The sequence below is a fragment of the Pseudocitrobacter faecalis genome (genome assembly GCF_965231525.1).
GTDB classification, from domain to species: domain Bacteria; phylum Pseudomonadota; class Gammaproteobacteria; order Enterobacterales; family Enterobacteriaceae; genus Pseudocitrobacter; species Pseudocitrobacter faecalis.
The window spans coordinates 2,334,458-2,355,861 of sequence record NZ_CBDDNJ010000002.1; the positions used below are offsets into that span (position 1 = coordinate 2,334,458).

The 21,404-nt window shown below is 51.5% G+C and carries 24 protein-coding genes; 16 read left to right on the top strand and 8 right to left on the bottom strand.

The genetic code is table 11. The features are described 5' to 3' along the window. The first annotated feature begins 331 nt into the window (after positions 1-331). The 6 genes from yeaG to ACOXYR_RS11810 all read left to right on the top strand — a co-directional run bounded on the left by yeaG (position 332) and on the right by ACOXYR_RS11810 (position 7,021). The gene (yeaG, locus tag ACOXYR_RS11785) at positions 332-2,266 is read left to right on the top strand and encodes a protein kinase YeaG (protein ID WP_015964800.1); all 1,935 of its coding nucleotides are present in this window, start codon (positions 332-334) and stop codon (positions 2,264-2,266) included. A 117-nt stretch (positions 2,267-2,383) separates the two neighbouring features. Next, a complete protein-coding gene (locus ACOXYR_RS11790; protein WP_113858632.1) occupies positions 2,384-3,655 on the top strand; it encodes a YeaH/YhbH family protein in 1,272 nt (423 codons plus the stop codon). A 187-nt stretch (positions 3,656-3,842) separates the two neighbouring features. Continuing rightward, complete coding sequence (uspF, locus tag ACOXYR_RS11795; RefSeq protein WP_108475685.1) at positions 3,843-4,277, top strand: universal stress protein UspF; 435 nt, start codon at positions 3,843-3,845, stop codon at positions 4,275-4,277. Positions 4,278-4,379: 102 nt separating this feature from the next. Then, positions 4,380-5,879 (top strand): diguanylate cyclase DgcJ, encoded by a 1,500-nt coding sequence (dgcJ, locus tag ACOXYR_RS11800; RefSeq protein WP_421355208.1) that lies wholly within the window; start codon positions 4,380-4,382, stop codon positions 5,877-5,879. 69 nt (positions 5,880-5,948) lie between these two features. After that, positions 5,949-6,452, top strand: a complete 504-nt coding sequence (locus tag ACOXYR_RS11805; protein ID WP_108475687.1) for a YbaK/prolyl-tRNA synthetase associated domain-containing protein — start codon at positions 5,949-5,951, stop codon at positions 6,450-6,452. Between the two features lie 122 nt (positions 6,453-6,574). Beyond that, a complete protein-coding gene (locus ACOXYR_RS11810) occupies positions 6,575-7,021 on the top strand; it encodes a DUF441 domain-containing protein (protein WP_421355209.1) in 447 nt (148 codons plus the stop codon). Here the strand turns inward: ACOXYR_RS11810 and ACOXYR_RS11815 are convergent. Further along, on the bottom strand, positions 7,005-7,796 hold the full coding sequence (locus ACOXYR_RS11815; protein WP_167405918.1) for an AraC family transcriptional regulator: 792 nt from the start codon (positions 7,794-7,796) through the stop codon (positions 7,005-7,007). The genes ACOXYR_RS11810 and ACOXYR_RS11815 overlap by 17 nt on opposite strands. Positions 7,797-7,892: 96 nt before the next feature. Here ACOXYR_RS11815 and ACOXYR_RS11820 point away from each other — a divergent pair, with 96 nt between their 5' ends. Next, entirely contained in the window at positions 7,893-9,074 is a 1,182-nt protein-coding gene (locus ACOXYR_RS11820) for a CynX/NimT family MFS transporter (protein ID WP_421355210.1), read from the top strand. Positions 9,075-9,078: 4 nt separating this feature from the next. Here the strand turns inward: ACOXYR_RS11820 and ACOXYR_RS11825 are convergent, their stop codons facing one another. Further along, complete coding sequence (locus tag ACOXYR_RS11825; RefSeq protein ID WP_421355211.1) at positions 9,079-9,786, bottom strand: CTP synthase C-terminal region-related (seleno)protein; 708 nt, start codon at positions 9,784-9,786, stop codon at positions 9,079-9,081. A gap of 139 nt (positions 9,787-9,925) precedes the next feature. On the opposite strand from ACOXYR_RS11825, the gene ACOXYR_RS11830 reads away from it, so the two are divergent. After that, positions 9,926-10,270: a DUF488 domain-containing protein gene (locus tag ACOXYR_RS11830; RefSeq protein ID WP_421355212.1), complete on the top strand. Its 345-nt coding sequence runs from the start codon at positions 9,926-9,928 to the stop codon at positions 10,268-10,270. A gap of 32 nt (positions 10,271-10,302) precedes the next feature. Here the strand turns inward: ACOXYR_RS11830 and ACOXYR_RS11835 are convergent, their stop codons facing one another. Further along, positions 10,303-10,608, bottom strand: a complete 306-nt coding sequence (locus ACOXYR_RS11835) for a hypothetical protein (RefSeq protein WP_108475692.1) — start codon at positions 10,606-10,608, stop codon at positions 10,303-10,305. 71 nt (positions 10,609-10,679) lie between these two features. After that, a complete protein-coding gene (locus ACOXYR_RS11840; RefSeq protein ID WP_350437228.1) occupies positions 10,680-10,928 on the bottom strand; it encodes a putative hemolysin in 249 nt (82 codons plus the stop codon). Between the two features lie 293 nt (positions 10,929-11,221). Here ACOXYR_RS11840 and ACOXYR_RS11845 point away from each other — a divergent pair, with 293 nt between their 5' ends. The 3 genes from ACOXYR_RS11845 to ACOXYR_RS11855 are packed head-to-tail and all read left to right on the top strand — an operon-like array spanning position 11,222 to position 12,459. Beyond that, on the top strand, positions 11,222-12,238 hold the full coding sequence (locus ACOXYR_RS11845) for a GGDEF domain-containing protein (protein ID WP_421355213.1): 1,017 nt from the start codon (positions 11,222-11,224) through the stop codon (positions 12,236-12,238). 45 nt (positions 12,239-12,283) lie between these two features. After that, positions 12,284-12,388, top strand: a complete 105-nt coding sequence (locus ACOXYR_RS11850; RefSeq protein ID WP_108475694.1) for a YoaK family small membrane protein — start codon at positions 12,284-12,286, stop codon at positions 12,386-12,388. A gap of 17 nt (positions 12,389-12,405) precedes the next feature. Continuing rightward, positions 12,406-12,459, top strand: a complete 54-nt coding sequence (locus tag ACOXYR_RS11855; protein ID WP_071532068.1) for a hypothetical protein — start codon at positions 12,406-12,408, stop codon at positions 12,457-12,459. 17 nt (positions 12,460-12,476) lie between these two features. Here ACOXYR_RS11855 and ACOXYR_RS11860 read toward each other — a convergent pair whose 3' ends face one another. Beyond that, positions 12,477-13,961, bottom strand: coding sequence for a GGDEF domain-containing protein (locus ACOXYR_RS11860; protein ID WP_421355214.1), 1,485 nt, complete (start codon positions 13,959-13,961; stop codon positions 12,477-12,479). Between the two features lie 450 nt (positions 13,962-14,411). Next, positions 14,412-14,675 carry a DUF2534 family protein gene (locus ACOXYR_RS11865; RefSeq protein ID WP_015964815.1) on the bottom strand — a complete coding sequence of 88 codons (264 nt, stop codon included), beginning with the start codon at positions 14,673-14,675 and terminating at the stop codon, positions 14,412-14,414. 184 nt (positions 14,676-14,859) lie between these two features. On the opposite strand from ACOXYR_RS11865, the gene ACOXYR_RS11870 reads away from it, so the two are divergent. From ACOXYR_RS11870 to ACOXYR_RS11880, 3 genes are read left to right on the top strand one after another with little or no spacing between them, the layout of a single operon-like run. After that, entirely contained in the window at positions 14,860-15,186 is a 327-nt protein-coding gene (locus ACOXYR_RS11870; protein ID WP_108475695.1) for a TehB family protein, read from the top strand. Positions 15,187-15,216: 30 nt separating this feature from the next. Then, the gene (locus ACOXYR_RS11875; protein ID WP_108475696.1) at positions 15,217-15,570 is read left to right on the top strand and encodes a TehB family protein; all 354 of its coding nucleotides are present in this window, start codon (positions 15,217-15,219) and stop codon (positions 15,568-15,570) included. Between the two features lie 5 nt (positions 15,571-15,575). Beyond that, the gene (locus ACOXYR_RS11880; protein WP_108475697.1) at positions 15,576-15,758 is read left to right on the top strand and encodes a DUF1869 domain-containing protein; all 183 of its coding nucleotides are present in this window, start codon (positions 15,576-15,578) and stop codon (positions 15,756-15,758) included. Between the two features lie 48 nt (positions 15,759-15,806). Here ACOXYR_RS11880 and ACOXYR_RS11885 read toward each other — a convergent pair whose 3' ends face one another. Next, entirely contained in the window at positions 15,807-16,898 is a 1,092-nt protein-coding gene (locus ACOXYR_RS11885) for a YncE family protein (RefSeq protein ID WP_108475698.1), read from the bottom strand. A gap of 426 nt (positions 16,899-17,324) precedes the next feature. On the opposite strand from ACOXYR_RS11885, the gene fhuE reads away from it, so the two are divergent. Then, the gene (gene fhuE, locus ACOXYR_RS11890) at positions 17,325-19,436 is read left to right on the top strand and encodes a ferric-rhodotorulic acid/ferric-coprogen receptor FhuE (protein ID WP_421355253.1); all 2,112 of its coding nucleotides are present in this window, start codon (positions 17,325-17,327) and stop codon (positions 19,434-19,436) included. 114 nt (positions 19,437-19,550) lie between these two features. Further along, complete coding sequence (locus ACOXYR_RS11895) at positions 19,551-20,714, top strand: MFS transporter (protein ID WP_421355215.1); 1,164 nt, start codon at positions 19,551-19,553, stop codon at positions 20,712-20,714. Positions 20,715-20,807: 93 nt separating this feature from the next. Here the strand turns inward: ACOXYR_RS11895 and ACOXYR_RS11900 are convergent, their stop codons facing one another. Then, on the bottom strand, positions 20,808-21,368 hold the full coding sequence (locus ACOXYR_RS11900) for a serine acetyltransferase (RefSeq protein ID WP_113858621.1): 561 nt from the start codon (positions 21,366-21,368) through the stop codon (positions 20,808-20,810). Between the last annotated feature and the right edge of the window lie 36 nt (positions 21,369-21,404).

The window sequence follows — 21,404 nt, forward strand, 5'->3', positions numbered from 1 at the left end:
AAAATAGATGACAGCGTGTTTGCAAACACGTGACAGCAGAAAGAAATCCCTTATCTCCATAAAAAGAATAAATGACCGTATTTTTTGATGAGTTATTGATATGTCATTGAAATTCATTTTTGACAGCATGCAAGTTTTGCAAATGCCATCTACGCTTATTTTTAGAAGTCGTCATCGCAGGGCACGTTTTCGTTAAAGGTTCAACAGCCGGGGAGTTCGGGTGCTGAATTGACAGCGAGCGTCGTGCGGCAGACCGCTTCCGGGAGCCTCCACTATTCATACGAACGGCTCTTAACCACCTGTGCTAAAAAAGACGAAAGGACGGCATGCCATGAATATATTCGATCACTATCGCCAGCGTTATGAAGCTGCCAAGGACGAAGAGTTCACACTGCAGGAGTTTCTTACCATTTGTCGGCAAGACCGCAGTGCCTATGCTAATGCGGCAGAACGGCTGTTAATGGCTATTGGTGAGCCTGTAATGGTCGACACAGCCCAGGAGCCACGGCTTTCCCGTCTGTTTTCGAACCGCGTCATTGGACGCTATCCGGCGTTTGAAGAATTTTATGGCATGGAGGATGCGATTGAGCAAATCGTCTCCTACCTGAAACACGCCGCCCAGGGACTGGAAGAGAAGAAACAGATCCTTTATTTACTGGGCCCGGTTGGGGGCGGTAAATCGTCCCTGGCGGAACGACTGAAATCTTTGATGCAGCGGGTGCCGATTTACGTGCTGAGCGCCAACGGCGAACGCAGCCCGGTCAACGATCATCCGCTGTGTCTGTTTAACCCGCAGGAAGATGCGCAGATTCTTGAAAAAGAGTACGGCGTGCCTTCACGTTATCTCGGTACCATCATGTCGCCGTGGGCAGCTAAGCGTCTGCATGAGTTTGGTGGCGATATCACCAAATTCCGCGTGGTCAAAGTGTGGCCATCCATTCTGGAGCAGGTGGCGATTGCCAAAACCGAACCAGGCGATGAAAACAACCAGGACATCTCGGCGCTGGTCGGGAAAGTGGATATCCGTAAGCTGGAACACTTCGCGCAGAACGATCCGGATGCCTATGGCTATTCCGGCGCGCTGTGCCGCGCCAACCAGGGGATCATGGAATTCGTCGAGATGTTCAAGGCCCCCATTAAGGTGTTGCACCCCCTGCTGACCGCAACTCAGGAAGGCAACTACAACGGCACCGAGGGTCTCTCTGCCCTGCCGTTCAACGGCATTATCCTCGCCCACTCCAACGAATCGGAGTGGGTCACCTTCCGTAATAACAAAAACAACGAGGCGTTCCTTGACCGTGTTTACATCGTCAAAGTGCCTTATTGCCTGCGCATTTCGGAAGAGATCAAGATTTACGAAAAACTGCTTAATCACAGTGAGCTGGTGCATGCGCCTTGCGCCCCTGGCACGCTGGAAACCTTGTCGCGCTTCTCGATTCTGTCGCGTCTGAAAGAGCCGGAAAACTCGAGCATTTACTCCAAAATGCGCGTCTATGATGGCGAAAGTCTGAAAGACACCGATCCGAAAGCGAAGTCGTATCAGGAGTATCGCGACTATGCTGGCGTGGACGAAGGGATGAACGGCCTCTCAACCCGCTTCGCCTTTAAAATTCTGTCTCGCGTGTTCAACTTCGACCATGCGGAAGTGGCGGCGAACCCGGTTCATCTCTTCTATGTGCTGGAACAGCAGATTGAGCGCGAGCAGTTCCCGCAGGAAATGGCGGAACGCTATCTTGAGTTCCTGAAAGGGTATCTGATCCCGAAATACGCCGAGTTTATCGGCAAAGAGATTCAGACTGCCTATCTGGAGTCCTACTCTGAATACGGTCAGAACATTTTTGACCGTTATGTCACTTATGCGGATTTCTGGATTCAGGATCAGGAGTATCGCGACCCGGATACCGGCCAGCTGTTTGACCGCGAATCCCTGAACGCAGAACTTGAAAAAATTGAGAAGCCTGCCGGGATCAGTAACCCGAAAGACTTCCGTAATGAAATCGTCAACTTCGTGCTGCGCGCCAGAGCACACAACAACGGGCGCAATCCGAACTGGACCAGCTATGAAAAACTGCGCACGGTTATTGAGAAGAAAATGTTCTCCAATACCGAAGAGCTGCTGCCGGTTATCTCCTTCAACGCCAAAACGTCAACGGACGAGCAGAAAAAACACGACGACTTTGTCGATCGCATGATGGAAAAAGGTTATACCCGTAAACAGGTACGACTGTTGTGTGAATGGTATCTGCGCGTGCGTAAATCGTCATGATGTGATGCCCGGCGGCTTTTGCCCGCCGGGCATATAACAGCGTTCCGTAGGCCGGATAAGCGCAGCGCCATTCGGCATCTACCTACGGCGAAAAGTTGGCAGTACGGGAGGGGAAATATGACCTGGTTTATAGACCGGCGTCTTAACGGCAAAAACAAGAGCGCGGTGAATCGCCAGCGCTTTTTACGCCGTTATAAGGCGCAGATTAAACAGTCGATTTCCGAGGCCATCAATAAGCGTTCGGTTACCGACATAGACAGCGGTGAGTCTGTCTCCATTCCTACGGATGATATTAACGAGCCGATGTTCCATCAGGGGCGCGGCGGGCTTCGCCATCGGGTGCATCCCGGTAACGATCATTTTGTGCAAAACGACCGCATTGAGCGCCCTCAAGGAGGCGGTGGTGGCGGTGGAAGCGGTCAGGGCCAGGCCAGCCCTGACGGCGAAGGCCAGGATGAATTTGTTTTTCAGATTTCGAAAGACGAATATCTGGATCTGCTTTTCGAAGATTTGGCCCTGCCGAACCTGCGAAAAAACCAGCAGCGCCAGTTGACCGAGTATAAAACGCACCGTGCGGGTTTTACCTCAAACGGTGTACCGGCCAACATCAGCGTCGTTCGCTCGCTACAAAACTCGCTGGCCCGACGCACCGCCATGACGGCGGGAAAACGGCGCGAATTGCATGAACTGGAAACCAGTCTGGAAATCGTCGCCAAAAGTGAGCCTGCCCAGTTGCTTGAGGAGGAGCGGCTGCGTAAAGAGATTGCTGAGCTGCGGGCAAAAATCGATCGCGTGCCGTTTATCGACACTTTTGACCTGCGTTATAAAAACTATGAGAAACGCCCTGAGCCTACCAGCCAGGCGGTAATGTTCTGCCTGATGGACGTTTCAGGATCAATGGATCAGGCCACCAAAGATATGGCCAAACGTTTTTACATTCTGCTCTATCTGTTCCTGAGTCGAACCTATAAAAACGTTGAGGTGGTCTATATTCGCCACCATACGCAGGCGAAAGAAGTGGATGAACATGAGTTCTTCTACTCTCAGGAAACGGGCGGCACAATTGTCTCCAGCGCCCTGAAACTGATGGATGAAGTGGTGACGGAACGTTATAACCCGGCACAGTGGAATATCTATGCCGCCCAGGCGTCAGATGGTGACAACTGGGCGGATGATTCCCCGCTGTGTCATGAGTTGCTGGCGAAGAAGATCCTGCCAGTGGTGCGGTATTACAGCTATATCGAAATTACCCGCCGGGCGCATCAAACCCTGTGGCGGGAATATGAGCATCTACAGGCGACATTTGATAACTTCGCGATGCAGCATATTCGCGATCAGGAAGATATCTACCCGGTATTCCGCGAACTTTTTCATAAGCAGGATGCCTGACATCCGTCAGCCAGCAACACCGTTTGCTGGCTGATTTCCTCATTTTCTTATCAGCTAAATCTCAACACGTCTTTCATCGGGGTAATTATCATTAAAAAATGGTATAGCTCACGAAACGTACACTTTTTAATATACCCCCACACCATAAACGGTTACTTTTAAATTGGTGATGACAAAAGGAGGTATTATGACCACGAAGATTCTTGTACCGATTGATATTTCAGAAACTGAACTCACTCAGCGCGTGATTGCGCAGGTAGAAGCGCAAGCTCGGCTGGATGATGCGGAAGTCCATTTCCTGACCGTACTCCCTTTGTATCCATACTATGCCACCCTTGGTGCACGCTATGTTGCCGACCTGCCGGTGATGGACGATCTCGAAACCGATGCCATGAAAAAGCTCGACGAGATTGTTAAGCAGTTTTCTTTACCGGAAGATCGGGTTTACAAACACTTCGCGGAAGGTGCGCCAAAGGATAAAATCCTCGAGCTGGCGAAAACCATTCCTGCGGATTTGGTTATTATTAGCTCGCATCGTCCTGATTTTACCACTTATTTACTGGGCTCTACCGCTGCGGCAGTGGTCAGACACGCAGAATGTTCTGTATTGGTTATTCGCTAATTATCTTTACACTAAGCGGAAAAGGGTATTTCCGCTTAGTGCCCTATCCTGAAAAAATGCATGCTATAATTCAGCGTCGCCCGCGAAGTTCAGGATATAAATGTGTCACATTTCAGCAGCAAAAAAACAACGTTTGTGATAATCATCTTATCGACCTGTGTATTCCTTGGGCTGCTGTATAAAGAGTACAGCAATCTTAATAACTATATGAATTATATCTCTGAAAATGGACGTTCCGCGCTTTTTCACGAAGAGTATATCAATCAGAATCTGGCCTTTCGGCTATCGCGCGCTTTTTCAGCAGATGCCAATATAAAGAAGCATGATACCCGCGCCTGTCAGAAACTCGAGCACCTTAACGGTGTGAATGGCTTTAACCTTGCCAGCCATGATTTTCAGGCGCTACCGGGCACGCTGCAGACCACCAATGCCTCATGTGAACAGTGGGTCAAGGATATCGCTTATCTTCCGCTCATCAATTCACTGCCTGCCAGAAAAACGTCAAAGTATACCTTTTCCAACTATTCCGGCTACGCATTTGATAACATTCGCTATTACATCGACGTGGCGAATTCCTATATCTATATCAATAAACTGGTTGATAGCACTCAGTACACCTTTAATAACTGGCTGGTTATCCACCATAATTCAATCGATATTAAAAAGAGCGCGCAAACAATCAGCATTGATGACAGCAGCTTGAAAGATCTGGCGATGGGTGAAAACATCATTTCGCATGTTTATCGGGATGGCTATACTCACCATAATATTATTAGCATGCTTACGCCGGTGTTTAAAGACAGTACGTTTAAAGGCATTATCATCACGGATATAAATATCAGTGATCTGGCGACTTCGTTCTATACTGCCGACAGACCGGTTATCTGGAAATTCCTGTCGATGCATATCGAAGACAACGCCACCGGAAAAAAAATCAATTTCCACAACCCTACCTGGCGAGTGCGTACGCTTATTCATCATAAAGAAGCGATCACGCAATACTACTCGCTGCATATCAGCCTGGACATCGTCTACTTTATCATCTCGAATGCCTGGCTTATCTTCAGTTATCTCTTAACCACCTATTTGCTTTGTGCGTATGCCAATTATCATCTGACACGTAATGCGCGACTCTCACGAGAGAACATCACGGATGTGATGACCGGCCTGTATAACCGAAAACTGCTCTCGCCTTCCCTGCAGGCCAAAATCGACGAGCTACTCGAAAAAGGGATTGCCGTAAGCGTCATCGCACTGGACTGCGACGGCCTGAAGCGCATCAACGACACTTTGGGCCATCCGGCGGGAGATCGCATGATTCAGGCGTTGGGAAAAGCCATCGATCAGTCGATTCGTAAGAGTGATTACGGCATTCGCCTTGGCGGTGACGAGTTTAATATCATCCTCATCGATAATACCCTGGATGCGGCTCAGCAGGTGGTGAAACGTATCGAAAACAATCTGGCAGCCATGGATACCGATTTCCCGGTGAATTTTTCCTGGGGCGGTTATCAAATGCAGCCGGGTGAATCGCTGGACAGCGCGTTTGCGAAAGCCGATGGCGCGCTGTATCTGCACAAAAAAGGGAAGCGTTCCCGATAAGCGTTCACCACTTGAGTTAGCCGTGAAAAGGTCTACCCTGAAGGCTGTTTTTCGTCGCAAGGAGAAGGTATGTCTGAAATCAACGCGCCCCAGGATGTTCACCAGCATCTGCTAGCCCTGTTAGCGGAAAACCGCGCCCGCTACCGTGTCATGACCCACGAAGCGGTGGGTAAATGCGAAGCCGTTTCTGAGATGCGCGGCACCGCGCTGGGCCAGGGCGCCAAAGCGCTGGTGTGTAAAGTCAAGGGCAACGGCGTTAAGCAACATATTCTGGCGGTGCTCGCCGCCGACCAACAAGCTGATTTATCGCGTATTGCTGAGCACGTGGGCGGTCTAAAAGCCTCACTCGCCAGCCCAGCCGAGGTTGAGCAACTCACCGCCTGCGTTTTTGGTGCTATCCCGCCTTTCTCATTTCATCCCTCACTGCGTCTGATTGCAGACCCGTTATTGTTTACACGATTTGATGAAATTGCGTTTAACGCCGGCCGTCTGGAAAAGTCCGTTATTTTGAATACCGAAGACTATTTACGTATTGCGCAGCCAGAACTGGTGACGTTTCGGCGCGAATTATAAGAATTAATAATATACCTGGTGCAAGTGCCACAAATATCAATCCGAAGAACAAAAAGCCTGCTTATTCACGCGGTTGCGCGTAAAGTAAGCAGGCTTACTTTTTCTGGCAAGGATTTCCTTTCATGCTCGATACCACTCTGCTGATCCTCCTGGGGCTGGCGGCGCTCAGCTTCGTCAGTCATAACACCACCGTAGCCGTCTCCATCCTGGTACTGATTATTGTTCGTGTCACTCCGCTTAATACCTTTTTCCCGTGGATTGAAAAACAGGGGCTGACCATCGGAATTATTATCCTGACCATCGGCGTCATGGCGCCCATTGCCAGCGGTACCCTGCCCCCTTCTACGCTTCTGCATTCCTTCGTTAACTGGAAATCGCTGGTGGCGATAGCGGTTGGCGTCTTCGTCTCGTGGCTGGGGGGACGCGGCGTCGTGCTGATGGGTAGCCAGCCGCAGCTGGTGGCTGGGCTACTGATTGGCACCGTACTGGGCGTAGCGCTGTTTCGCGGCGTTCCGGTGGGCCCGTTGATTGCCGCCGGGCTGGTCTCCATTCTTATTGGGAAGTCGTAAGGCTCGCCAGATAGCGCCCCGGCGTCTGGCCGAGTCCTTTACGAAACATAGTGATAAATGCAGTGGTGGAGTCATAGCCGAGCGCCAGCGCCACCTGCTGCACCGCCATTCCACGCACCAGCAACTGCAACGCCAGAATCAACTGTAACTGATGCCGCCAGCGGCGAAAATTGAGCCCGGTTTCTTTGACCACCAGCCGCGCCAGATTGCGCTCACTCATGGCAAAACGGCTGGCCCACTGGCTGAGCGTCTGCCACTGCGCGGGCTCCGCCTCCATGGTCTCGACCATCAGGCGGATCTTCGGATGCCCCGATACCGGTAGCTGTAGCTGCTGCTCGGCCTGTTGCGGGAGCTCATCGAACAGTACCTGCGTCAGACGCTGGTTTTGCGGCGTCTGTCGCGCATTACCAGGCCGTTGCGCGAGCGCCAGAATCAACTCGCGCACCAGCGGTGAAATTTTCAGGGAACAGCAGTGATCGGGCATCTGCGCCGCGCCGGGTTCGATAAACAGAAAACAGAGCTGAGCCTGCGGCGTCGCCCGATTGCTGTGCGGCATACCGCCGGGGATCCATACCGCAAACTGTGGCGGCACCATCCAGCGCGCGTTTTCCACCTCACAGGTGATCGCGCCGTGCAACGCCAGAATCAGTTGCCCTTTACGATGCTGATGCTGTGGGATGTACTGCTCATCGGGTGCAACCTGAACGCTGAATGCCACTGCCGCATCATGATGACCGTCGGGGTGATAACCATCGAGACCAAGACCCAACATAATTTTGTCCGAATTTAGCGATAATTTGTCATTTTAGCTTGATTTCATCCTGTACTAAACAAGGTATCGTCTTCCTCCCATCGTTTTATTGAGAATGCTATGCGTACTATTTCACCTTCTGCCACCCGCCACACCTGGCTTTTGATTGCGGGCATCTTACTGATCGCCTCGACGCTACGCGTCACCTTTACCGGAGCCGCGCCACTGCTTGACGCTATTCGCGCGCAATACACCTTAACCACTGCCCAAACCGGTTTGCTGACAACCCTTCCCCTGCTGGCTTTTGGGCTGGTCTCCCCACTGGCTGCGGGTATCGCGCAGCGGCTGGGCATTGAACGCAGCCTGTTAGTCGCCCTGCTACTCATTTGCAGCGGCATTGCGGTGCGCTCGTTACCGGCAGTGAGTCTGCTGTTCGTCGGCACGGCGATCATTGGTTGCGGAATTGCGTTGGGTAACGTACTGCTGCCGGGGTTAATCAAACGCGATTTTGCGGGCAACGTCGCCCGCATGACCGGCGCATATTCTGTCACCATGGGGGCCGCCGCCGCACTGGGCTCCGCCATGGTCGTGCCGCTGGCTCTGAACGGTTTCGGCTGGCGTGGCGCATTACTGGGGCTGATGATCTTTCCGCTCCTGGCGTTACTGCTGTGGTTACCGCAGTGGCGCGCGGCAAAAACCGCCACGCTGACCACCTCGCGTACCCTGAAAAGCCGCGGGATTTGGCGTTCATCGCTGGCGTGGCAGGTCACTCTCTTTTTGGGGATCAACTCACTGGTCTATTATGTCGTGATCGGCTGGCTGCCCGCTATTTTGATTGGGCAGGGCTACAGCGAAGCGCAGGCGGGTTCGCTGCACGGGCTGTTGCAGTTGGCGACCGCCGCACCGGGATTGGTGATTCCGCTGATCCTGCATCGGCTCAAAGATCAGCGTGGGATCGCCATCCTCGTCGCGCTAATGTGTGCCGTGAGTGCGGCGGGCTACTGGCTCTTCCCGGCGCAGGCCGTGGTCTGGACGCTCATTTTCGGCTTCGGTTCCGGGGCGACAATGATCCTCGGTCTGACCTTTATTGGCCTGCGCGCCAGCTCGGCACATCAGGCAGCGGCACTGTCGGGAATGGCGCAGTCTGTGGGTTATTTGCTGGCAGCCTGTGGGCCGCCGCTGATGGGAAAAATCCACGACGCCAGCGGTGACTGGCATATCCCGCTCTACGCCGTGGCGGTCATTTCACTGGTGATGGCGCTGTTTGGCGCACTCGCCGGACGCGACCGGGAAATTCACTAAGCGTTTAATTGGCCGCTGCGTACAGGAAAGCCTGTACAAGCGGCGCAGGGCGACCTTCCAGTGCATTGCGTTCATGCTGGAATAGGGTCGCCACAAAAAACGGATGCGTCACCAGTTCAACGGCGCGAATCTCCCCTTCTTCATCCCAGCCGGTCACCCGCAGCGGCTGATCCTGTAACGCCGCCGCGAATTCCGCTGAAATCCCGTAGTTACAGTGGTATCCCTCTGTAATTTCATCGCGCCCGTACGCGCGCGCAATCAGCGTGTTGGCGCGCAGTTCGACAGTGTCGGTTTTTTCCACCAGCGAGCAGCTCAGTGGCGCAATCACCATGCGGCCTTCGCTGTCGGTCTCGGCGTGAGCCGCATCGTCCCATCCCATGACATTACGCGCGTATTCAATCACCGCATGCTGGAAACCACCACAGGTGCCCAGGAATGGCAGGCTGTTTTCGCGCGCGTAACGAATCGCCAAAAATGCGCCTTCACTGTTTTTATACGGACTGGCCGGTACCACCCAGATGGCGTCGAAATCGGTTAAATCATCGATGCTGTGGATATCTGAAGTCGCGAGCCAGTGGTAGTCCACGGGAATATCCAGCACCGCTGCCGCGTCATCGATCGCCAGCGGAATCGCCTGATGGGCTGTCACGTCTGGGTTGTAGTCGCCAACCAGGGCAATGCGAAGGGTATTTTTGACAGCAGGGTTTTCCATGAGTGGTCCTTATACATAACAATTTTTCGAACAACATGATGCGCGTAATCCTGGTGGAGTCGCCCTTGAATAGCAATACCCGGGAGGGGGTGGTATTGTGGAAAGTCTATCATCTGGATGAGCGTAAAGGAGGCAGGAGATGATCCAGTGTAAACGCGTTTATGACGCAGCAACACCCGAGGATGGTTATCGCGTGCTCGTCGACCGGCTGTGGCCGCGCGGCATCAAAAAGGAAAACTTTGTCTACGATGACTGGTGTAAAGTGCTCACGCCCTCCGCCGAACTGCGTAAGGCGTATCACAGCGAGGTGATCGATTTTGCGACCTTCTGCCAGCACTACCGCGATGAACTGAATCAGCATCGCGAGGAAGGCATTCGTCTGCAAGGTATCGCCAATACCCAGGGCCTTACGCTACTTTATGCTGCGACCAATACCACACAAAACCATGCGCGCGTGTTAGCCGACTGGTTGAGCAAACTGTAAAGCGCCTCAATGCTACGCCTGACGGCGTAGCATTATGCAAGACTGAGCGTTTTTTCCGCTTCGGGCAACGCATCCGGCGTAAGCGGCAAAAGATACTCGCTGCGCACAAACGCGAATCCGTATTGCCCATCTGCCGCCCGCACATCACCGGTAACCAGCCATAACGCGCGGGGTGATTGCGCAGGCATTTGCGTCATCACACCATTCACCGGATTTAAAATACGCTCTCCCGGCGCGCAAAGCGCAAACAGCTCAACGGCTTTACCAATATTCGCGCGACCTGCTGGGGTACGCGCGGCAATAATCAGGGCAGTGCTACCCGGTTTATGCAAAAACATGCTCTCGTTCTACTCACGTTCTTCGGTTAAGAATTATCCGAAACGAAGTTTACTCAAGAGCCGCGATATTGTCACGATTTCTGCGGATGATCGCGCCGCCAGAGCGTCCACTCATCTATACGCTCGCCACCCGGCAATAGGCAAAGATTACTCTCTCCTTGCGCACTCTTTTGCGCAATCAATTTACCGCCCTTTTCCACGCAGTACACCGACGCCGGGTTAGCCATACCTATCTGTTTTGGCGGCGGTGGCGCATCGGGTTGTTGTTGTGCACATCCGACAAGAAGTAGTGCGGCACCGATCAGGGTCTGTTTCAACATGCTTTTTCCTTTTAGATGAGGTTTCACTTTAAACTCCATGATTTCTCCATTTTAACTGCACTTTTGCCGAATAAAGTACTCCCCGTTCTCGAACTGACCAGAGAACAGATCATTCCATAATCAATGAGTTTTTGCCCCATCTCCCCCGATGGGGCTTTTTTTTGTCCTCAAAGCCTTATTTTCCTGCGCCAGAATGTATAAAATTTGATATATCCAGGCTGTATTCTTATTACGCAGTCAGAAAATTCTTACCAACGTACCGCAATCTCCACCGCTGTACGGGAGCTTTTTTCATGTCCGACAACATTCTTGCCCGGGTATCACATACCCTTGCCACAGAACAATCACTGGAGTGTCTGGTTCGCCAGTTGCTCGAAATGCTTGAGCTGGTCACCAATATGGAGTCAACGTATCTGACTAAAATCGATACGGAAGCCCAGCTGCAACATATTGTTTATGCGCGCAATAGCGGTGAAATGACCATCCCGGAAAACGCCTCCGTTCCCTGGAAAGAGTCGTTATGCAAACGGGCGATGGATGAGAACTTTTTCTTTTGTGATGACGTCGATGTCCACTGGGCCGATTGTGAGCGTGCGCGCGAGCTTGGTATCACCACCTTTCTCAGTACCCCGGTGCATCTGGCGGATGGTTCACTGTATGGAACGCTATGCGCCTCCAGTAAGCAAACCATGCCCTTTAGCCTGAACGGTGAGCAGGTTCTTCAGCTGTTCGCCAGTATCATTGCGCGCTACATTGAAAAAGAGTCGCTGGTGAATCAGTTGCGTGCGGCGAATGCGGCGCTGATATACCACTCCTACACCGATGCGCTTACGGGTTTGCCGAATCGCCGGGCGATATTTGAGAATCTGGAGACCCTGTTCTCTCATGCCCGAAAAGTGGGTTGCCATATTACATTAGCCTATATCGACCTCGATGACTTTAAGGCAATCAATGATCGCTACGGACATCACTGTGGCGATCAGTTCTTACAGCAGATTGGGCAACGGCTTTTAGACTTCAAAACGGAAGATGGCCTTGTAGGCCGCCTGGGTGGCGATGAATTTCTGGCTGCGGTACTCTGTACCTCAACGCATAAACCAACGCAGTTTGTCACTTCGTTGCGCAAGCAGCTCAGTGGGGATTATTTATTAGCAGAAACCACCTTCCACTATCCGGGAACCAGTATCGGCGTGATTGATATTGACCCTAACACAACGGATATTGAAAGCGCTATGCGAGACGCTGATGGAGCGATGTATCTGGATAAACAAATGCGCCGTCAGGTGCATTCGCCATGGTATAACGGTTAAGATTCACCCTACGCAATATGAATAAATAACATTCAGGATAAAATAATGAGGCTTGGTATCGCTTTTCCTATCGTCATCTTTATAGTGGCGGTCATTTTTCTGGGCTGGTTCTTTATCGGCGGTTACGCACTTCCGGACGGTGTAAGATGAGAAAAACAACCATCATTATGTTGATTGTTGCAATTGTTGCCGTCGCCGGGACTCAACTGGGCTGGTGGTAATCCGCATAAAGGCCGGTTTACCGGCCTGATGACGCCTTTTCGCCCTTCTTCATGCGATACATGTCGGCATCCGCCTGCTGGATTGCGTTATCCAGATTATCTGCACCTGTCGACATTCCCCATGATACGGATAACGGCACCCTTTCGCCCTCGACCGTAAAAGCATGCTGCGTTATCTGCAAAGCAATACGTTCAGCGATATAGCGCGCCTCCTCTTTGCTCGCGCTGGCCAGCAGGATGACAAACTCATCACCGCCAGTACGGATCACCAGATCATGAACGGCCCGTACATTATCCAACATACATTGCGCGATAACCTTTAGCGCGCGGTCGCCCACGCTATGGCCCCAGGCATCGTTTATCGCTTTAAACTTGTTGCAATCAAAGAGGAGCACTGTTGTATAACGTAATTCATGCTTCTGAATGAGTTCCAGGATATTACGCGTGTAACTACCGGTAAGCGCATCAGAATAGAATCGATTGTCACCTTTATTTAACCGACGGCGAATAACAAAGAACAGTAATATAAAGAGTAACGGCGTCAGCAGAACAGCAGTGGAAGCCATCGGATCATGCAAAATGTATAAATAAAGGGGTAGTGCATAGCGGAATTCATAACGCTCGGAGAGATCGTAAACCTGATAAACCGTTGGCCAGTCGCAGTTATCTGTCAAGCAAAGATGACTACCGTCCTGCCGGTTAACAAATTTCAGCATCAGCTCAGAGGGGACGTTATTTTTGAACGACTCGCGTAAGGCGCGCTGTAACTCTGGCTTCGAAAAATCGTACAGTAAATAACCGACTATATGATTACTCACCTGCCCTGCAGAAAGATCGTAGATATAACTTACCAGGCTGTAGGCTTTTTCGCCGGTTATTTTATCCGTATAAAAATTGGTCGAACTCCGCGCTTTTTTACGAGAATCTTTGAGTAATAAGCGGTCATAAAACGATTCAGGAATCTGGAAAAAGGCGGCAGGATTACGCGCCATTTGAGACGTATCAAAGGAAAAACGAACCGAGTCTTTACTGGTAAACCAATAAAACCAGTGCGCATCATGCGCCACAATATAACGATGGGTATCATAATGCCCAGGATTCAGCGTGTTCATTCTGGCACGCACAAACTCACCTGCGGCAAACATACAGCGCGCTTCTTTGCTCTGCGTTCTGGATATCAGCGTACCGTACCCCGGATTGATAACCGACCGGTCAGCATTGATACCCCATTCGTCACGATTACGTGGACGAAAATCGCTCAAGTTACCGCACAGGTTATTACTTTTTAGCTGCTGATAGCGCACACCTGCGGCATCGGCAATTAATTCATTATCATTGAAGATGGCCAGCATATTGCTTTCCAGCGCATTAATGCCGTCATTGACCTGAGTAATCGCACGCTGATACGTAAAAAAGATATACAGGAAAATTAACAGGCCTGTGACCCCTGCGGCCACCAGCAATGCCTGCTTCTTTCGTAAGCTGTCCTGAACACGTCTCACATGCGCACCATCATAAAAGTCATCCTTTTAAACGTAACACACTTTGTGTTTTTAGCGTGTCCAGAAAGAACCTATCAGAAAAATAGGCTATTCATGCATTAAATGCATGGTTATTAACAAATTATTGTACAACTGGATACTTTATGTGCATGAGAATTAAGCGCAAAGATGGAGTAGATCGTGAGGAATACGGAGTAATCTTATCTACTAATGCATGGGCTTTTATAACAATCGTCTCAGCTGAATCGCATAGACTATTTACAGCGACAGCGTGTTACTGGAGACACTTATAATGAAAAAATTGCTCGCATTCTCTTTATTAATTGTATTGAGCAGCACACTCAGCGGATGCATCATCGATCACGATCATCACCATCGTGGCGGACATCACCACTCACACCATCGTTGATAGCAAGGAAAATTCAGGCGAGCAGTGCTCGCCTGATCTATTTAACTGTGACTCTCTTTGGGGCCCAGGAAAATAAACCCGAATGGAATTGATCCCAGTACGGTGAAAATGCAGCTGTAGACCATGACCATCGCGCCCTGTAAAAAGAACATGCCCGTTGTCCACTCTGAATAAGGCAGGTTGTACTCACGCACCACACCGCCAAACGTTGCCCGCCCCACGACAAACAACGCAATCACAAATATTGTACAGGCACACAGCAGAAATTTTTTGCCGTTCCTTGTCCGCAATTTTTCCAGCACCATACTCAACGCTCCCCTTCATGGCGATATATTACGCTGTAGTTGTAACATTTATGTGCCGATAAATGAATTTTTTTGTGAATTTGCAGTAATCTACCCCTTTTAAAGTAGCATTTAAAATGCACTTTTTGATAAATTTTCACCTGCACTTCGTGCTCTAATAACCCGTAACAAAACAGGGGGAAACATGTTACGGATTCCGCAAAGTTGTGTTCATACGCGTTCTACGCCGTTCTGGAACAAAGAGACGGCACCCGCCGGAATTTTCCAGCGTCATCTCGATAAAGGTACGCGCCAGGGGGTCTACCCTCGTCTGTCAGTACATAAAGGGGCGGTGAAATACCTGGGCTATGCTGATGAGACGATTGAACAGCCTGAAGCCGAGCTACTGATTGAAGCGGGTCACTTTGGCGTGTTCCCACCTGAGAAATGGCATCGGATAGAACTGATGACCGAAGATACTGTTTTTCAAATTGATTTTTTCGTGGAAGCTGATGTTTTGCGATCCCTTTAAGCTCACAAGGCGACGAGTAAGGAGCCCATTATGCTGCGTATTCCTGAAAATTTTGTTCATTCCCGTTCAACACCGTTCTGGAATAAAGACACCGCGCCAAAAGCGCTGTTCACTCACCACAACACCAAAGCACATGTTTATGGCCGCCTGTCGGTAATGCAGGGCGCGGTACGCTACTTTGGTTTTCCTGACGCCGAGGCCACTGAGCCTGACGTCGATATCGTCATTGAGGCCGGTTCCTTCGGTATTTCGCCGCCGCAAAAATGGCACCGAATCGAGCTGCTGACCGACGACACTTATTTCAATATCGACTTCTTTGCCGACCCGGATGTCAAACTTGAAGGCGCAGGCCTGGGCAAAGTGGTTAATTCGCATAAGGAGTAAACATCATGGGTAAAGCAACCTATACGGTGACCGTCACGAACAACAGCAACGGCGTTTCAGTAGATTATGAAACCGATAAACCGATGGAGCTGCTGATACCTGATGTTGCTGCCGATGTGGTAAAAGATCTGATTAATACCGTGCGTGCGTACGATACCGAGAATGAACACGACGTGTGTGGCTGGTAACGTATCCGGCGGGAGATAAAGCGGGAGCCAATGGGCTCCCGCTTTTAATTACTTCAGCGCAATCCGCGCCACGCTATCCGGGCCTTTAGTGGTGCTGTCATCATTGAAGTCTTGCTTCAGAGTGACATACAGCGTTTGACCGTCCGGCGTCAGCAGCAGGCTGTTCGGGCGTGCGTCAAACGACCAACTTTTCTTCACCGCATAAGTGGTGGCATCCAGTTGCAACACTTTCTTCGATTCACGCTGGCTGATAAAGATCTCATTGCGTTTCGCGTCAAACTTGATGCCCAGCGCATCACCTTCAAGACGTTTAATCACGCGTCCAGTGCGCTCATCAAACACCAGCGTGGTTTTCGCTTTTGAGTCATCGGTCACGAACAGGCGCCCCGTTTGTGGATCTGTCGCCATATTCAGGAACAGGTAGCTTTTGCCATCGCCTGCGGTCAGGCGTTTTTCAATACGGTAGTTTTTCGGGTTAATCACCAGAATTTCACCGCCGCCGTTGGCCGCGTAAATACGATCGGTGGTAGGCGAGTAGATAAGTCCGGTCACCCATTTTCCGGCATTTTTGATGCGGGTTTTCAGGGTCATGGTTTTGGCATCCACCACCCAAATCAGGCCGGGATCTGCCACCCCGCCGATAAACAACAGTCCGTCGTGCCACAGGATTTCACGCGCGCCAACCGGGTCGCCGTCCGGGCCTTTTTCGCTAAATTTCACCCGTTGCAGAATCTTGCCGGTTTTGGCATCCACTTTCGATACGGCACCATCAAGGGAGTTGGTGGTGTAGAAGACGCTACCATCCGGCTCGCTCGCCATGCCAAAGTTTTTATAATCAGTATGCGTTTCGCCGGTAGTGGCAAGGGTTGCCGGGTCCAGACGATACAACACGCCACCGTTAATATCTTTAAAACCCTGTGCGCTGGCGACATAAAGCGCCTTTTCCGTCGGCGCGTAATTCATCTCATAGAGTCCGTTCGCTAATACACGCTGAGTAACATCACTGCTGACAGCAAGCGGTTGCGTTTTGGATTCTACCGGCAGGTTCTTCGCCGCCTGAGACTGACATGCTGAAAGCCCCAGCGCAGCAGCAATCACAAAAGCCACCGTAACGTGACGGCGCGTAAGCACTAATTTCATTCTGTACTCCATTCGATGGATAAAGGTTCCCGTAAAGGCAACCATTAGAGAATGAGAATCATACTTATTATCGCCACTTTGGCAAACGGTCCCTGCTCTGCTGTCATATCGCCTCACCCGCACTTTGCGGCGGTTAATCACCTTTCTCTTCGTACAACGCCCGCCCCAGGCCTGTTGGCGAAAAACCCTTACAACACTGTGATAATTAAAGAATTTACATTAACTTACATTTTAGATGAGATCATTTCTCAATTATGTAAAGCAAATGATTATCATTGCCATTCGCTCATCAAGGGCGATGGTTACAGTGGCAGGTTTTTCTATAACAAACACAACATATGAGAACGTACAATGGGTTGTTTTGACAGGGTTCCCCGTTCCGCATAGAGATCTTCAGCAAAGGCATCACGCTTTCTTTTTACAAGCCTGGCGGCGATGATTCATCTCGCCCTCGCCTCTGGCTCGGCTGTCGCTGCGGAAAATACCGATACGCAGGATGTCATGGTGGTTGATGGTGCAGCGACGGATGCGGCAGACGGGATACAGGATGAGCACGACTACAGTGTAAAAACGACGCGTGCGGGCACCAAAATGCTGCTCACCCCACGGGATGTGCCACAGTCGGTAAGCGTCATTACCGAACAACGCATGCAGGACCAAAACCTCGAAACCGTCGGCGATGTGCTGGCGAATACCACGGGGATCTCCGCCAATATTTTTGACAGTGAACGCTCCAGCTATTTTTCCCGTGGTTTTTACATCAACAACTATACCTTTGATGATATTCCCACCTCCGTCAGCGATGAGTGGAACTTTGGCGACGCGGGTGACGACACCGCTATTTATGATCGAATTGAAGTGGTGCGCGGCGCAACCGGGTTGATGACCGGCGCAGGCAACCCGGCGGCCTCGGTCAATATGGTGCGCAAACGCGCCAATAGCCGTGAATTCATGGGCAACGTCGGTGTCACTTATGGCAGTTGGAATAAACAGCGCTATGTTGCCGATCTCTCAGCCCCGCTGAATGATACGGGCTCCGTGCGCGGCAGAATCATCGCCGGATATCAGGATCAGGACAGCTGGCTGGACCGTTATCATAAACGCAAAAAATTCTTCTACGGCGTGGTGGATGCTGACATCACTGACAACACGACCGTTTCGCTGGGCTATGATTATCAGCAAAGCACTACCCGCAATCCAACCTGGGGCGGGCTGCCAACCTGGTACAGTAATGGCGTAAAAACCCATTACGATCGCAGTACTAACCCTTCAGCAGACTGGGCGCACTATTACCTTGAATCACGCAAAGTTTTCGCCGACCTGACCCGCGAATTTGATAATGGCTGGAGCCTGCGGGTGAATGGTACGCATGCGGAAGCCTCGTTTGACTCGAAACTGCTCTACTCTTTCGGCTTCCCGGATCAATCCACCGGGGAAGGCCTGTCCGGTTATGGCAGTCTCGATCGAGGCAAGCGGAAACTCGATTCCGTGGATACCTACACCACCGGCCCCTTCATGCTGCTGGGACGCCAGCACGAGCTGGTGGCGGGCATGAGCTACAGCCGCCAGACCAACCGCTATTACAGCGCCGGGGCGGATATTGATGCAGCAGACATTGGCGTGTTTGATAACAACTGGAACGGCAGCCTCACGGAGCCCGCGTGGAGCGACTGGACGCTAACGTCCGATGACATCGTACGGCAAAAATCTGCTTACACTGCGGCGCGTTTCTCGCTGGCCGACCCGGTCTCCTTGATTGTGGGCGCGCGCTACACCCAGTGGAGCACCCACGGCTCGAGCGGGGATATGAGCAAAAACAACATCACGCCGTATGCCGGGCTGGTCTATGACATCAATGAAATCTGGTCGGCGTATGCCAGTTATACCTCCATCTTCCAGCCGCAGACCTACCGCGACCAGAAAGGCAGTTACCTCTCGCCGGTCACCGGAAAAAGTTACGAAACGGGCCTGAAATCCGCCTGGCTGGACGGTCGGTTAACCGCGACGGTTGCCGTGTTCCGCATTGAGCAGGATAACGTAGGCCAGGCCGATGGCGATAATCACGTCAACGGCAGCAGCGAGCAGGCCTACTACGCAGCAAAAGGCGCGGTCAGCAAGGGCGCGGAGTTTGAGCTGAACGGTGCGGTGACCGATAACCTGCAAATGACCTTTGGCGCCACGCGCTACGTCGCACGCGATTCCACAGGGCGCTTCAACAGCAATATGCCTCAGACGCAGTTTAAGCTCTTCAGCCGTTACCAGTTACCGATGCTGCGCGACCTGACCGTGGGCGGCGGCCTCACCTGGCAGAATCGAACGTATCAGGATGCCAGTGGACCGGATGGTGAAACCGCCCGCGTCCATCAGGGCAGTTATCCATTGGCGAATCTGTTTGCCCGCTACCAGGTCACGAAACAGCTGGCGGTGCAGGCGAATATCGAAAACCTCTTCGACCGCGAATACTATTCCTGGGCCAGTGATTACGTGGTGTATGGCGAACCGCGTAACTATTCAGTGAACGTCTCCTGGGCATTCTGACCGACACACGCAGAGGATATCCTCTGCGTTTTTCCCTTTTCCCCCCTCCGCTTTCAGACTGATTAACCCCGCGTAAACTGGAACTTACCGCGATGTTATTCCAGGCTTGAAAGCATGAAACATACTACTGCACTGGGCATAACCGGTTTTTCGCTTATCGCTGTAACCTACGGGATGGCGAGATTCTCGTGGGGATTGATGATGCCGGAAGTGGTGAAAGAGGTGCCGTTTAGCCCGCAAATCGCCGGGATTATCGCCGCCTGTAGCTACCTGGCCTACTGCCTGGCGATCGTTTGTGCACCGTTTCTGGTCTCGCGTTTCGGCCCACGGATGCCGGCGCTGACTGCTGCACTGGCGGCAGCGCTTGGGCTCATTTTGCTGGCGCTGGCGCACTCCCCGTTCATGCTCGCCGTTGGGCTTTTTATCGCAGGCACTAGCGCAGGGTTATCTTCTCCGGCGCTGGCAGAGGCTGTTTCACAGCGAATTTCCGCGCCCCACCAGCCACAGGTGAATACCGTCATCAATGCGGGTACCGGCGCGGGAATTATTATCAGCGTTCCCATAGTAATGGCGATGCCCGGCGGCTGGCGAATGGCATGTGTGTCCTTTGCCGCACTGGCAGCGCTGTGTCTGGCAATGGCTTATCGTCACCTTCCTGACCGACCGCATGCAAAATCAGCGCATCTCCCCTTCAGCCTACGTGAATTGCTTTCTCCCGCGATGTTACGCTTATCCATCATCGCCCTGATAAGCGGGGCTGCGAGCGCAGCCTGGTGGAGTTTTGGCCCGGATATACTGAGCCATCATCTCACGGTGAAGGCACAGCTTCGCAGCCTGCTGTGGCTGATAAGCGGTGCAGCAGGCATTCTGGCGATATTTACCGGATTATTAGCTCGCTATCTGACCTGGACGCATATTTATCGTTTATCCCAGATTTGCATGGCGCTGCCGTTGCTGTTGATGGCTTTTTCACAAAGTTACTCAGGATGGTTGATTCCCGCCGTGGCGATGTGCGGCGCCGGGTATGTCACGCTGTCTGGCGTGTTGCTGGTGTATGCCGCGGAGAGTGTCCGTGAAGCGCCAGCAGCTGGCGTCAGTGTCGCGTTCTTTATGCTGGCCGCCGGGCAGGTTGTTGGCTCCGCATCATTCGGGCAAATTTATGCACAGTACAGCGTGGTCGTAGCATTGATTGTGTTTGCCGGGATGTCGGGGGGAATGCTGTTTACCGTGCCCAGGAAACAATGTGAAGAATTCAGACCGTTAAAGAAAAATCAATAAAGGGAAACGGAACCTTGTGTTCCGTTTTTATGTGGAAGCCCTGTACAGTCTTATTAGACGCAAATACCACCAATGCATCTACTGCAAATAGTGCTATTTCCGATCAATTATACGCGGTATATGCATTCGCTGAAATGATTCAGGTACAGGTCTCATGTCCCGGATTCGGGGGTTTACAAAGATCGTGTCCGCCGGGATATCTTTATTTACAAAGGACATCGCGCCGATGACGACATTATCCCCAATGGTGATTGGCCCAACCAAACAGGAATTAGCCCCGAGATCGACATTATTCCCGATAGTCATGACTTCGTCATCTCGCATGCTTACGGTCCCGCCTAACGTAGTGTTCTGGCGAATAATGCAATGTTCGCCGATGTGCGCCCTACTGGTAATGACAATTCCCATATGATGCGGAATATGCAGGCAAGCACCAATCTTAGCATCAAGCGCAATGTCACAGGCGTATTTGTCTTTTAACTTTGCGGCAATCGCGGATGCGGCTTTTTTCTGCGCTTTAGAACCGTGCCGGCTCATTTCACTGGCCAAGCGCCACCAGAAAAGAAAGTTTCTCCTGCGATTCTTTTTATTTCTTAACAGTCTATGCCATGAAAACGACTCTTTGCGCACAACTTCAACTCGCCAGAATTCCATAAGGTCATGAGATTTATTCGAAAAAACAAACAAAAT